The following is a 13307-nucleotide window of genomic DNA, read 5'->3' on the forward strand; positions in this document are numbered from 1 at the left end:
CCCCTTACAACCTCCGGTTACATAACCCATTTCCGACGATGAAATCAGCCTCTACGCTCAATTACCTCATATTCACTACATTGCTTCTGGTATCGCGAATCCTGTCCGCGCAGCAGATTGCGCCATCATGCGGCACCGACGATTCACTTACAGTCGCCTATCTTCAAAAGATCTCCCAGCGCATAGACCTTACGCAAGCCCGTATCAACGCGGGAGAAATGCTGGAATATCGAATCGCAGTCGATGTTGAATACGCCACGGCTACTAAGTACGGACATGATGAAGGAAAGATCCGGGAGGCCGTTTATAAAATGTTTGCAGACGCCTCTGCCATATTTGAGCGCGAAATGAATATCAGGCTTGCCGTTACTTATATTCATATTTGGCAAGAACCCGAGCCGTATAAGTTTGAGAATGATCTGGATTATTTTACAAAAGTGAAAGAATACTGGGACGAAAACCGCAATGAAGAAAGGGACGCTGTGGTAGGGGTTTCAATACGCTCCGGCTGGTTTTACGGAGGTTACAGGATGGCTACGTCCACGCTCCCGTCACCCAACACGACGTCGGACCCAGGCCTCCTTGCACATGAGCTGGGGCATACACTCGGGTCGCCGCATACGCATAACTGCTACTGGCCCGGCGGGCCAATCGACCATTGTGAGGAACTGGAAGGTCCCAACGAAACATGCCCTTCGGGCAGCAAGGAATATTTGAACGGATCAATCATGTCGTATTGCCGGGCGAAACTTACGTTTCACCCGTTATGTCGCAACCTGATCAGAGAATTTGCTGAGGGGAAGATTAATCCATCGTTTTCATTGAAGCCTTCTTCACAACTGCCCGCCGCACCGGGACCATTGAAGGTACTTACCAAATCGGGCGATGCAAACGATTTCGCGCCGTATTTTGAATGGTTTGCCTCGGAGCGTGCATCAAAATTCCGTTTCCAGATTGCTACCGACAAGGCATTCACCCAAATTGTGGAAGACACCGTTGTAAACCAGGCATTTTACCATTCGCCGGGACAAAGCGACGGAAATTATTTTGCCCGCTTCCAGGGGGAAAACAGCCATGGCGGGAGCGGGTGGTCGGCCCCTGCTGCGTTCAATATCAGCGGCTGGAAGAATTCCTCATCTCCGCCGCAACTTATTGGCGTTACGCGCACAAGCGGAGGGGTCATCTCCGGCTCATTCAGAAACCTCGAAGGCATTTCATCCTATCAAATGCAGGTACAGCTCCCTTTCAGCACCGAGATGCATGAAGCTGTCAGGCAGTCGGACAACCTGAAAACACAGCATTTCTCCGTTCAGCTACCCATAAAGAGAGACCAGTATTATGCAATGAAGTTCCGTGTAAACAAGCAGGGCACATGGACCGACTGGTCGCAATGGATTGAATTGCAAACAGCTGATTTCACAACGAACATCCTACCCGACAGCACATTACCCCTGTCGACGCAGCCGGTGCTCGCGCTACAACAATGGGTACCCGTCATCAATACTGATGCTTTTACCGGCCAATTGCAGATAGCGACCGATCCGTCGTTTAAAAACATCGTCTTTCAGCAGCCGTTTTCCAATAATGATGTAGGTGACTGGCTTTCGGATAAAACGGTGTTCGTACCCTCTCTCGAAGAAAATACATCCTACTACGCACGATCCAGAATGCAGCTGTCAGGCCTACCGCCGTCGGGCTGGCAAACTTCGCGCTTCACTACTGGCTCGCACGACAACCGTTTCAAATTCCTGGGCGTCCCCTCGGAGGCGCTTCAGACAACGAGCTATGCCAACACGGAGGTGCTTTACAACCGGTTTTTGAAAGCAGACAAACACCTGTACGTTTTCAACTTCAATGGCGGGTACCATCATACCACGGACCTGCAAACGTGGAAAACCTACATGCCATCTACCACGAAAGGGCAAAGCCCCATGAATCTGGGCGCATTCGGCGCCGCATCGGACGGACAGACCCTCGCCATTGACTTCACGAAAAATGTTGTTGTGCAACAGAGCAACGATACCTTCGTTAAAAGCACTCCGAACCTGGCAATTTACCTGGGTCACCTCCAGGCGATGGTTCACACTAAAAAAGACGGCTATTTTTTCAAAAATGCGGAGGAAGGAGTAGTCCAGATCAAAGACATGGTGTGGCTATACCATCGGAACGCCCTCTATCTGAACCGGCCGGTTTGCCTGGCCGGAGATAACCAGGAGCGAGTGTGGGTAATGGGTGAAGGCGGCTTCACCGCATTCTACGAAAATGGCCGATGGGCCGACCAACCGCAGTTTCCTTTCTGGGAAAGTGTAAGCGGGATGGCATTTGACGCCAGAGACAACTGCTACGTGTACGGCTCCTTCGGCGTGTTCGTTCTCAATGCCGGTGCCGGGTCCTGGGATGCCATCGAGGCGCTGCGACCGTTCAGTGTAAAGAAAGTAATTTTTGATAGCGGCGGAAATATGTGGCTTGCGTCCTATCGGAGGGACAAATGGGAGAATCCGAAACTGGACAATTACGCGCTCATAAGGTACTCGGGAGGGAAGGCAAGCGTGTACTCCGATGGCCTCAATTTTCTCCGCGAGCCTTTTGACATAGAGTATTTTCAGGACAAATTACTGATCATGACCACCGGCGGCGAGATTCATGCATTTGACGAAAAGCAGATTCTGTCTTTCACCCCTCAGGAAACCTACTGCGCTGGCCAGCAACTTTCACTGGGGCTGGCTACCAATTCCTCTTTCACCCCTGAGAACAAAACCAGTATAGAACTCCGCCAATCCGGAACTGGTAAAATAATTACCTGGGAAGTTGCCAATCCGGAATCACGCAGGATTTCGACATCCCTTCCGGACACTTTGCCGCAGGGCCGGTATTCTCTTTCCATCCACACGACAGCACCGGAAATTACAAGCTATCAAAGTGCTGAATTTAATGTGCTGCCAACATCCTCGTGTAATGAAGCCAAGGGCATTCAGCTGTTACAAAACCGCCCTAATCCGATTGGGGTGTCGGGAACAATTTCCTTCTACTTGCCGCAAGCTGTGACCGTCAAGTTGGAACTGTTCAATTTACACGGACAGAAAATCAGCGATCTGAAAAGTGGTGACCTGCCAGAAGGATGGCATTATGTGGATGTGAACGGCACGCCCCTCGCTGCGGGAATTTATATATATAGATTAAAGGCTGGAAAAATCACCAGATCACTGAAAATGATCCGCAACTAGTCACTTGACCCGCCCGGGGTTCTCGCTTACAAATGCGCCCCAGCCGCCTTTCTTCGCTTTTTTGGAACCAGATGTACTCGCAGAGGCCGGTGAGTTCGCATGGTACTGATGACAAATCGCAATCGCGATGCCGTCGGTAGCATCCAAGAATTCCCGGCTGAGCTCCATTTTCAGGATCTTTTCCAACATGTAGGCGACCTGCTCCTTGGACGCATTACCATTGCCGGTGACAGACTGCTTTACTTTCTTAGGAGAATACTCGACGATCGGGATGTTACGTGCAAGCGCGGCCGCCATAGCTACACCCTGCGCCCGGCCCAGTTTGAGCATTGATTGCGCATTTTTGCCATAAAATGGGTCTTCAATAGCCATTTCGTCGGGGAGGTAGTCCTCGATAAGCTGAGTGAGGCGCTCAAAGATTTTCTTTAACTTCAATTCATGCGTACTATATTTGCTCAGATGAATTACCCCATACTGAACCAGCGAGATTTGCTGCCCTTTAACCGAAATTACCCCGTAACCCATCACCTGTGTGCCCGGGTCAACCCCAATAATGACCTTTTCCGAAACTTCGGTCTGTTGCGTTTTTAACATGGTGCAAGATAAGGAACTCTCCCCTCCAAAGCCAAAAAGCAATCGGGCAAACCTGCTCTGGGTGGTGAAGCTTGTCGTGACGATCCTCATTCTAAGCTACATTTACCGGACATTCCGCAACGAGCAGAAGGGCATTGGTGATATTAGCACCGTATTGGCTGAAATCTGGTCTGAAAAGCATATGCCGGTCCTGATTGTAATGTTGTTGCTGGTGCCGGTCAACTGGGCACTCGAAAGTCTGAAATGGCAGACATTAACACGCAAGATCATTCCGATCAGTTTTACAGAAGCATTCCGCGGGACTTTGACCGGCCTGGCCGTGGGTGTAGCAGTGCCCGCACAATTAGGTGATACACTCGGACGTGTAGCCTCCCTCAAATCCGACCGGCGACTGGAAGCAATCGGTGCTGCATTGATTTCCAATGGTATTCAATTCTATGTTTCGGTGTTTGCAGGCGCAATCGGTTGGGTTTTTCTGGAAAATGGATTGCTGATGCCGGAATCGGCCAAAACGGCTATCGGCATTACCCTTTTACTAGTGTTATTAATCGGCCCCGTCGCATTTACCTTCCGCGGAAAGCTTGTCGGTTGGCGCGCAAAAAAGAAGGTATTTCAAAAAATCCAGCAGTATGTCGGAGTCATAGGCGCTTATACAGGCTGGGATTTGTGCACTGCCACAGTATACGGCGCAATCCGCTATCTGATTTTCCTTTCCCAATTTCTACTCGCATTATCCCTGTTTGACTTTCCAGTTACAATGGTCGACCTTGCGGCATGCGTTACTTTGGTTTTTCTTGCTAAAACCCTCATTCCGGCCATTAATGTGCTGGGAGACCTTGGGCTCCGGGAGTTTACGGCATTGGTTGTCTTCGCCTCTTATCACTTACCCGCCGAGCAAATAATCGCCGCAACTTTTCTAATCTGGGTTTTGAATGTCCTCGGCCCGATCCTCGTCGGGATATTTTTGATCTGGAAATATAAATGGAAGAAAATTAAAGCGTAAATGAGCATCTTCGCATTCATGTCATGGATTATTCCGGCCATCTGGATTTTGCTCGGAAGCTATGCCATTTTCACGTTGGCATTAACTTTCTTATGGGGCAGACTGCGCAAACCTGCCACGTCCACAGCCATCCCTCCTGATCTTTTGATCACAGTAATCATACCGGTCCGAAATGAAGCCGATAACATCGCCAGCCTGCTCGAAGACCTGGATCACCAAACCTTGCCAGCCACACATTTCGAAGTGCTGGTGATGGACGACGGCTCCACAGATAATACTGCCAACATTGTCCGTGTATTTGCCGCTCATTCAACAGCCAACATTAAACTTATTACCCTACCCGACGAACGCACTTCTGCCCCCAAGAAAAGGGCGATCGAAACAGCCATGACGTACGCAAAGGGAAAATTGATCGTGACCACAGATGGCGACTGCCGCGCTCAACCGGGCTGGTTGAAAGCGATCTCACTGTATTATACGCAGACTGGTGCCAAGCTCATCAGCTCGCCGGTTACATTCACAGAGGAAACTTCGTTGACGGACCATTTACAAACCGTAGAATTCGCGAGCCTGATCGGCAGTGGCGCGGCCTCAATGTCGGCTGGTTACCCATCTATGTGCAACGGAGCGAACCTTGCTTACGAAAAGCAAGCATTTATGGAAGTAAATGGTTATGAGGGCGTCAGGCATATCGCTTCCGGGGATGACGAACTCCTGATGCACAAGATTGCGGCACGTTACCCAGGCTCCATTGGTTTCCTGCGGCACCACGACGCTATCATCCGCACAGCGCCACACCGCAATTGGGCGAGCTTTTACCGGCAGCGAAAGCGTTGGGCCAGCAAATGGAAGCATTATCAGAGCAAAACGCCGCTGGTGCTGGCGGTGTATATCTTCGCAAGCAACTTTTCACTCATACTTGCTGCGGCATCGGCTCTTGCAGGGGCAGTACCACCGTCCGTATTTGCAGGAATGCTTGCATTAAAATGTGCTCCGGAATGGCTCTTCCTCGGTTCTGTCCTTGGCTTTCTCCAAAAACCTAAATCGCTGGTATACATTCCGGTAACACAATGCATTTACCCGTTTTATGTGTGCTTTTTTGGACTTGCTGCTCAAAAAGGCGAATACGAATGGAAAGGCCGGAAGCTGGTGTGAAAGTTATCAAAAAAAGCTGCCGGCAAGGTGCCGGCAGCTTTAAGTTTCACATAACGCTATATAAGATCAATTTATTCTATTTTTTGAACACTTTGGAAGAATACTTACCTTCTGCATTCACCACATTCACAATATACATCCCCTGCGCAAAAGCCTGAATGTTAACTTTAATTTCTGTTTCACTGGCAGCAGGCATTACCTGATAAACCTGTTTTCCTCCCAGTGTGAATATTTCGAGTTTTTTCACCGGCGAGTAGCTTCTGACATTCATTTCATCCTGCGTTGGGTTCGGAAAGAAATCCACTGCCAACCGGCTGTCACAGGTGCCCGCTTGTACGCCGCGGATCGCGCTGTATTCGAATGTCTCGTCAATATCTACCTGTTTCAGACGATAATAATAAGCCTTTACAGGTACAGATTCCGTTGAAAATGGTGTGTCGTTGAAACTATAAGTACTTTTTGCGGCGGCGTAATCGATCTTCGCAATAACATCATAAGTCTTGGCATCTGACGAGCGTTCAACTTCAAAATGTGAGAAATCTTTGGCTTCGGTTACCTGCCATTTCAGTTCCGCATTGCAATTTACATTTTGTGCGGTAAAATATGCTAATGTTACTGGTAAAGGTGTTGCAGGAGGAGGCGTTGTGTAACAAGTTGTTGTGGAGGTTGGGTAGGTAATGTTCACTTCAACATAGGGAGGGATAAGGGTTACGCGGATACTTGCACCATCTTCACGCAATGCTCCATAGCGGTCATCGGGAACTTCCACCCATTTCTTGTCTTCCAGTTTAAATCCAGGCCACGCAATACCGTTTCCGTCAACATCAACAGATGCACCAGGGAAGAGAATGCTGCCGGTTAATGGCAATCCGCTGTCTTCCTGAACTATTTTGGAACCGGCGGCAACCCATTCAATTTTCACGGTTTCACCAGTTGCGTCGTAGTTCGGCGTCACGGTGTAGTCCAGGTAGGGAGCATTTTTCTCGCATTTTGTGCTTACCACTATGTCAATTTTCTTTTCGACCGGAGGTACAATCGATGGGAGGAATGGCCAGAAGTGAACTTCGTCGCTTTTATGTACAAAGCTTTTAGCAATGATCTGTCCATTGATATTACCGTTATTTTCCTTTACCACATCTGCCTGTGGAGCGAAAATAGTTCCGCTGATTTGTCCGTTACCACCTAATGTGATGGATTTGGTTGCATCCGGGAAATTGTAGATGACATAACTCGCTTGTGAGTCGGAAAGGCCGCCGAAGGTTGGAAAATTGATACGGTCGTTACCGTTTGAATTGGCGAAGGTTGGAAAATCGACGATGTTGACGATCAATCCGAATGGGCCGGTGTAACTTGTGTTGCCTATTTGCAAGCCTTGCGGGATACCTTCGATGTTTGAGCTGCCTATTTTATTCCAAACGGCAGCTGACACAGTCAGAACATTGATTTTGTTTGGATCGACGATGATTTTGGGGTTATTGCCAAAAATATTAGGGTCGAGATAAGGCCCCATGGCGGCCGATTGCATAATGTTGCCGTTCTGATCGCGGATCGGGAGGTTATCTGCCATTTCTTTCAACTGGTTTGACCTTTTGATAAACGAGATGAACGCCGCGTCCATGTCAATCTGACCTGGTCCTGTGCCGAATACACTTTCACAAACCGGGTTAACGTTTTCACTTACGCTTGGCGACCATGTATTGATATTCGCATTGATGGTAATGTTCGGCGTTTCCCAGTATTGCTTATTGATTTCGGTGATTCGGATGGTTGAAGCTGCATTGTTGTTGTCTTTATACCAAACTCTAAGTTTTGTTGCTGAGGCATCGGAAGGGGTGCAATTTCCAATCTTAACATAGTTGTCACCATTGACGGTCAGGCTTCCGCTATTCAGTTTCACACCACCGCGGACGGCCAAGCCGATCGAAGCATTATTTACAAACAACACACCGTGCTCCTTATTGAAACTGATCTGATATTGATTGGTCGTTACATTGCCGCCGACGGCAATAGGGCCTTCGGTTTCGCTGGATTGCAGGACAGCATCACCTTTTACAAATATATTGAACCGCGTGGCGGCAGAAGTAGGGCTTTGAGCAAATACTTGTTTTGCGTTGACTAGGAGGAGTGCTAAGAAGCTTACGAATAAAGGTTTGGCGTACATGTATTGAGTCGTTTTTGTTTCTGACTCGACGAAATTAGACCTCCCTTTTTGATCGGTTATTTTTTTTGTGACCACCCAACGGTAGTTTGGGGTGATACAGGGAATTTAAGGGGTAACATGCATCTCAAAAATTGCACTAATCAAAGATTATACACACACCTCAGCCAACTATTCCGAGTCGGTTACAACAATGTTAAGTATTGCAGTATTAACACTATTTCTACAATAATATTTCGAAATAGGACAGTATTTCTAGAACTTTCAGGCTCATCTTTCATAAAATGTTCGAAATTATCCTTTTAACCCCATTTTAATAATTATAACTTTTTTAAGCCAAGCAAAAGCAACTAAATGCAAAAAGCCGGAGCTGGTGCCCGGCTTGTCTAATTATTTGTAGGTCGAATATCCTTACTTATAGCTCGACCGCCTCTTCAATTCTTTTATCTCATTTTGCATTTCCTGCAACATTCGCATAAGCTGCTGCATGTCTGTTTGTGGTTCTGGCAACGCTTTGCTGTGAAAGCTGTAATATTCCCATAACTCAATCACTTCCCCGACCGGTACAGTATAGGCAAAGTATTGTTTGTTGAAGGATTGAAGCAGCATCGTACCGGCAGACTGGTTAATAGTTACCTGTTTAAACACAAAATCCTGGTCCCCTTTCAAAATGACGATACAAGGCGTTTCCGGCTTTACGGTCGTCCAGTCCTGAATATATCTGGTGATAATATCTGCGCCCTCAGGAACGGGTAGCATAGAGTCGCCGACTGTCGGGAACATCCGGAAGGTGCCATTCTTCGGAACAGTGGGCAGGTTGAAGCGTGGCAGCGTGGCCAGAAACTCCGGATCGGCATAGCCGGACCGATACCCGGCGCGCGCCTGGACCGGTACATATTCGATATTTTCCTTGTCTTCCTTATCCACCGTGATGGCCAGGACGCGGATTTGATCGCCTTTCATAAACAATTCGCTTCCCTCTTCCAGGTCTTTCAGCTTTTGATCGGAAAGCTTGCTCAGCTCTATTTTAAGGAGACTATCAATGCTCATCCGGAAATACTCCGAAAAATTGATCAGGTCATCCACCGTCGGATTGGCCGTTCTCCCGCTTTCGATCGCATTAAGCTTCACCCTGCTGATCCCGAGTTTTTCCGCCAGGGCCTCCTGGCTAAGTTTCTGACGCAAACGGAGGAACTTGATATTGACCGACCAGAATATATCCTGCGCACCCATGAGATGATATTTTTAAAATCAAACATAAGATATTATGAATATCAAAAGTAGCAGCAATTTTTATTTTTCCTACAAAAAAGTAAACAAATAATTTTGTTTAACTATTTTTGAAAAACGTTAAACAAAATATGTCGGTATACTCCATCAAGGATCTCGAACGCATTACCAGCACCAGGGCGCACACCATCCGCATCTGGGAGCAGCGCTATGGCCTGCTGGAACCCGAGAGAACCGGCACCAATATTCGCTTCTACAATGACGATGATGTTAAGAAGCTCCTGAATGTCTGCACCTTGCTGAACCGTGGCATGAAGATTTCTCAGATCAGCCAGCTTAACCAAGCGCAGATGCAAGCGGAGATCGACCGGATTATCGGCGAGTCGGTGCAAACCGATGAGCATGTGGAGGCATGGATCAATCAGGCCATCGTGGCCATTTCTAAATATGATGCGGCCGCATTCCATCGGTTGTTTGCCGAAGCCATCGAACGCCTGGGAATGGTGCATACTTATGAAAAGGTGCTCTATCCGCTTTTAGTAAGAACCGGGCTCATGTGGACCCGGGATGCATTGCTTCCCGCGCAGGAACACTTTTTGTCTAACCTGATCCGCCAAAAACTTTTTGCGGCGATAGACACATTGCCCGTGCCTGAAAATGGAGGCCAGCCGTGGGTGCTGTTTCTGCATGAAGGCGAGGAACATGAAATAGGCCTTTTGTTTGCCTACTATATGTTGGTCCGTGCGGGGAAGCGCGCTGTGTACCTCGGTGCACGAGTACCGTATACTGACCTTTTAACCGTCGCAAACGACATCAATCCATCCAACATCTATACTTTTTTCGTAAGTAACCAACCGGGCCACCACGGCCCTGCCCTGCTCGAACAGCTGCTCAACGATTTTCCATATTGCGAGGTGTGCTATTCCGGCGATTTTGAGCCGTCGCGGAGCGACGCCCGCATTCACCACATTCAATCGATCGAAAGCCTCCTTGAAACCATCAAACCCCATACAACACATGCCAGCTAACAATGGAAAACGAACCGTCGGAGTGATCGGCGCGGGTTTCGCGGGGATGGCGGCCAGTGCCATTTTGGCCCAGAGCGGCTGTAACGTTACAATTTTCGAAAAGAACAAAAGCATAGGCGGCAGGGCGCGGACCTTTACGGAACACGGCTTTACTTTTGATATGGGCCCGAGCTGGTACTGGATGCCCGACGTGTACGAACGCTTTTTCGGACATTTCGGTCAGAGCGTATCGAATTTTTACGATCTCAAAAAACTGGATCCCGGCTTCGCGGTTATTTTCCCTGGTAACGATCTCCTGGATATTCCGGCAGATTTCGACCGGCTTTGTGAGCTTTTTGAAAGCATTGAAAAAGGTGCCGCGGATAAGCTCCGCAAGTTCATTGCCGACGGAGAGTTCAAATACCGCGTTGGAATGCATGATATGGTGTATAAACCGGGGCATTCGATCACCGAATTTATGAGCCTTCGCCTTTTCGGGCAGGCGCTCCGGTTGCAGCTTTTCAGTTCTTTCAGCAAACATGCGCGGCGATTTTTCAAGGACCCGCGGTTGCTGGCGTTAATCGAATTCCCAGTACTGTTCCTTGGGGCCATGCCGAAAGACACGCCGGCGCTGTACAGCCTCATGAACTATTCCGGACTGAAACAGGGTACATTTTACCCCATGGGCGGCTTCGGCCAGGTAGCTGACGCATTCCATGACATTGCGCTCAAAGCGGGGGTGCAGTTCCGGACGTCGGAAACGGTGGAAAAACTGGAATCCTCGGGCAGCAAAATCCAGCATATTCACTCCTCCGGCCGGTCAATGCCGATGGACGCAGTCGTGGGCAGCGCAGACTACCGCCATATCGAAGAAGCGTTGCTGGAACCGCAGGACAGACAATATGATGATAGTTATTGGGAAAGCAGGACTTTTGCCCCTTCATGCCTGCTTTTTTACCTTGGAATCGGTCGGCGCGTGAGTAACCTGCGGCACCATAACCTGTTCTTTGACGAAGATTTTGGCCTGCATGCCGAGGAAATTTACATTGAAAAGAAATGGCCGACCGCACCGCTGTTTTACGTCTGCTGCCCATCCATGACCGACTCGACGGTGGCGCCCCCGGGCCAGGAAAACCTCTTCGTTCTCATGCCTATTGCCACCGGCTTACCCGATCCGGAAACTATTAGGGAGCATTATTACGGAATTTTGATGGATCGACTTGAAAAGTTTACCGGCGAGAACATTCGCGACCATGTCGTTTTCAAGAGAAGCTATTCCGTGTCCGATTTCAAAAGCGATTACAATGCTTACCAGGGCAATGCCTACGGGCTGGCGAATACCCTTCGACAAACTGCCGTTTTTAAACCGAAACTGAGGAGCCGGAAAGTGGATAACCTGTTTTACGCAGGCCAGCTCACTGTTCCCGGCCCCGGGGTGCCCCCCGCCATCATATCCGGCACGATCGCCGCGCGTGAAGTTCTCAAATACCTAAACAGTTAGCTTATGAAAAGCCTTTTTGATCAACTATCGGCGTCGTGCAGCAGAAAAACCACGCAGCTGTACAGCACTTCGTTCTCCCTGGGTATTTATTTTCTGAAACCTACATTTCACAAGGCCATTTACGGCATTTACGGGTTCGTGAGGCTTGCCGACGAGATTGTCGACAGTTTTCACGGCTACGAACAGGAGGTAATGATGGCGCGGATCCGGCAGCAAACCCAGGAAGCGATCCACGAAAAAATCAGCATTAATCCCATACTAAACAGTTTCCAGCACGTGGTACACGCCTACCAGATTGAATGGGAGCTGATTGACACCTTTTTGAAAAGCATGGAAATGGATTTGGCTAAAAAGGAACACACGCAGGACTCTTACGATGAATATGTGCTGGGCTCGGCAGAGGTGGTCGGTTTGATGTGCCTGCGTGTTTTTGCTGAAAACGATAACGGTCTGTACGAATCCCTGAAACCTTATGCCATGAAACTGGGCGCTGCATTTCAGAAGGTTAACTTCCTGCGCGACCTCAAAGCGGATTATCAGGTGCTGGGCAGGACTTACTTTCCCGGCGTGAATTTCAACCATTTCTCTTATGCCGAAAAAGTGGTGATCCAGCAGGAAATCGAGGCTGATTTTCAGGATGCACTCATCGGCATCCGCCTGCTGCCCGCCAGTTCGCGCAGAGGCGTGTATCTGGCTTATTACTATTATCACAAGCTGTTTCTGAGGATCAAAGAAACACCGCCGGAAAAGGTAATGGACGCAAGGATCCGCATTCCCGATATCGACAAATTTGGACTCATGTTTCGGTCACTGCTGAGGCACCAGTTTGACCTTTTATGACGTTTTTGTGTTGTGAAGAAAGATTACTCCCACAATACAAAACCTGAAAACCAACCATCCTATGCATGACCAAGTTGTTCTGGTAACGGAAAACGACGAAGCCATTGGCCTGATGCCCAAGCTCGAAGCGCATGAAAAAGGCGTGCTGCACCGCGCATTCTCAGTCTTTATTTTTAACTCAAAAAACGAAATGCTGCTGCAACGCCGGGCATTCGGCAAATACCATTCGGAAGGACTTTGGTCCAACACCTGTTGCAGCCACCCTTTACCGGGCGAATCGGCGCACGATGGTGCCCTGCGGCGGCTGGGAGAAGAAATGGGCATTCAGGCGGAGCTTGAATTCTTGTATACATTTCAATACCGCGCCGACCTGGAAAACGGCCTCACAGAAAATGAGCTTGATCACGTTTTTTTGGGCGTTTCCGACGCCGTCCCGGTCATCGATCCGGCCGAAGCAAGTGATTACAAGTACCTGACGATAGCAGAAATACAAGCCGACATCGCGCAAAATCCGCATGCTTACACCGAATGGTTCAAGATATGCGTGCCGGTGATCGCCCGCGAGATCGGGCACTGATTCTTAACTTCAAAAACC

10 protein-coding genes are annotated in these 13307 nt (G+C 48.8%); 7 read left to right on the forward strand and 3 right to left on the reverse strand.

Annotated features, from left to right (window positions below):
* Window positions 1-38: 38 nt before the first annotated feature.
* Window positions 39-3224 carry a zinc-dependent metalloprotease gene (locus tag LZD49_RS25300; RefSeq protein ID WP_234670480.1) on the forward strand — a complete coding sequence of 1062 codons (3186 nt, stop codon included), beginning with the start codon at window positions 39-41 and terminating at the stop codon, window positions 3222-3224.
* Here the strand turns inward: LZD49_RS25300 and ruvC are convergent, their stop codons facing one another.
* Complete coding sequence (gene ruvC / locus LZD49_RS25305; RefSeq protein ID WP_234670481.1) at window positions 3225-3818, reverse strand: crossover junction endodeoxyribonuclease RuvC; 594 nt, start codon at window positions 3816-3818, stop codon at window positions 3225-3227.
* Here ruvC and LZD49_RS25310 point away from each other — a divergent pair.
* On the forward strand, window positions 3817-4821 hold the full coding sequence (locus LZD49_RS25310; RefSeq protein ID WP_234670482.1) for a lysylphosphatidylglycerol synthase domain-containing protein: 1005 nt from the start codon (window positions 3817-3819) through the stop codon (window positions 4819-4821). The two genes, ruvC and LZD49_RS25310, sit on opposite strands and share 2 nt — an antisense overlap.
* A complete protein-coding gene (locus tag LZD49_RS25315) occupies window positions 4822-5976 on the forward strand; it encodes a glycosyltransferase (RefSeq protein ID WP_234670483.1) in 1155 nt (384 codons plus the stop codon).
* A 76-nt stretch (window positions 5977-6052) separates the two neighbouring features.
* Here LZD49_RS25315 and LZD49_RS25320 read toward each other — a convergent pair whose 3' ends face one another.
* Window positions 6053-8137: a choice-of-anchor A family protein gene (locus tag LZD49_RS25320; RefSeq protein WP_234670484.1), complete on the reverse strand. Its 2085-nt coding sequence runs from the start codon at window positions 8135-8137 to the stop codon at window positions 6053-6055.
* A 408-nt stretch (window positions 8138-8545) separates the two neighbouring features.
* Window positions 8546-9367: a helix-turn-helix domain-containing protein gene (locus LZD49_RS25325; protein ID WP_234670485.1), complete on the reverse strand. Its 822-nt coding sequence runs from the start codon at window positions 9365-9367 to the stop codon at window positions 8546-8548.
* Between the two features lie 128 nt (window positions 9368-9495).
* On the opposite strand from LZD49_RS25325, the gene LZD49_RS25330 reads away from it, so the two are divergent.
* From LZD49_RS25330 to idi, 4 genes are all read left to right on the forward strand, one after another.
* Window positions 9496-10392 carry a MerR family transcriptional regulator gene (locus LZD49_RS25330; RefSeq protein ID WP_234670486.1) on the forward strand — a complete coding sequence of 299 codons (897 nt, stop codon included), beginning with the start codon at window positions 9496-9498 and terminating at the stop codon, window positions 10390-10392.
* Window positions 10382-11872, forward strand: a complete 1491-nt coding sequence (locus tag LZD49_RS25335) for an NAD(P)/FAD-dependent oxidoreductase (protein ID WP_234670487.1) — start codon at window positions 10382-10384, stop codon at window positions 11870-11872. The genes LZD49_RS25330 and LZD49_RS25335 overlap by 11 nt, the downstream gene beginning before the upstream one ends.
* Before the next feature lie 3 nt (window positions 11873-11875).
* On the forward strand, window positions 11876-12712 hold the full coding sequence (locus LZD49_RS25340) for a phytoene/squalene synthase family protein (RefSeq protein ID WP_234670488.1): 837 nt from the start codon (window positions 11876-11878) through the stop codon (window positions 12710-12712).
* 61 nt (window positions 12713-12773) lie between these two features.
* Complete coding sequence (idi, locus tag LZD49_RS25345; protein WP_234670489.1) at window positions 12774-13289, forward strand: isopentenyl-diphosphate Delta-isomerase; 516 nt, start codon at window positions 12774-12776, stop codon at window positions 13287-13289.
* Window positions 13290-13307 lie beyond the last annotated feature (18 nt).

It is taken from the genome of Dyadobacter sp. CY261 (assembly GCF_021440085.1).
Taxonomy (GTDB): Bacteria; Bacteroidota; Bacteroidia; order Cytophagales; family Spirosomataceae; genus Dyadobacter.

Excerpts from the sequence above, each read along its gene's own strand:
- LZD49_RS25300 (WP_234670480.1), top strand. The coding sequence starts at position 39 with ATGAAATCAGCCTCTACGCTCAATTACCTCATATTCACTACATTGCTT.
- LZD49_RS25310 (WP_234670482.1), top strand. The coding sequence starts at position 3,817 with ATGGTGCAAGATAAGGAACTCTCCCCTCCAAAGCCAAAAAGCAATCGG.
- ruvC (WP_234670481.1), bottom strand. The coding sequence starts at position 3,818 with ATGTTAAAAACGCAACAGACCGAAGTTTCGGAAAAGGTCATTATTGGG.
- LZD49_RS25315 (WP_234670483.1), top strand. The coding sequence starts at position 4,822 with ATGAGCATCTTCGCATTCATGTCATGGATTATTCCGGCCATCTGGATT.
- LZD49_RS25320 (WP_234670484.1), bottom strand. The coding sequence starts at position 8,137 with ATGTACGCCAAACCTTTATTCGTAAGCTTCTTAGCACTCCTCCTAGTC.
- LZD49_RS25325 (WP_234670485.1), bottom strand. The coding sequence starts at position 9,367 with ATGGGTGCGCAGGATATATTCTGGTCGGTCAATATCAAGTTCCTCCGT.
- LZD49_RS25330 (WP_234670486.1), top strand. The coding sequence starts at position 9,496 with ATGTCGGTATACTCCATCAAGGATCTCGAACGCATTACCAGCACCAGG.
- LZD49_RS25335 (WP_234670487.1), top strand. The coding sequence starts at position 10,382 with ATGCCAGCTAACAATGGAAAACGAACCGTCGGAGTGATCGGCGCGGGT.
- LZD49_RS25340 (WP_234670488.1), top strand. The coding sequence starts at position 11,876 with ATGAAAAGCCTTTTTGATCAACTATCGGCGTCGTGCAGCAGAAAAACC.
- idi (WP_234670489.1), top strand. The coding sequence starts at position 12,774 with ATGCATGACCAAGTTGTTCTGGTAACGGAAAACGACGAAGCCATTGGC.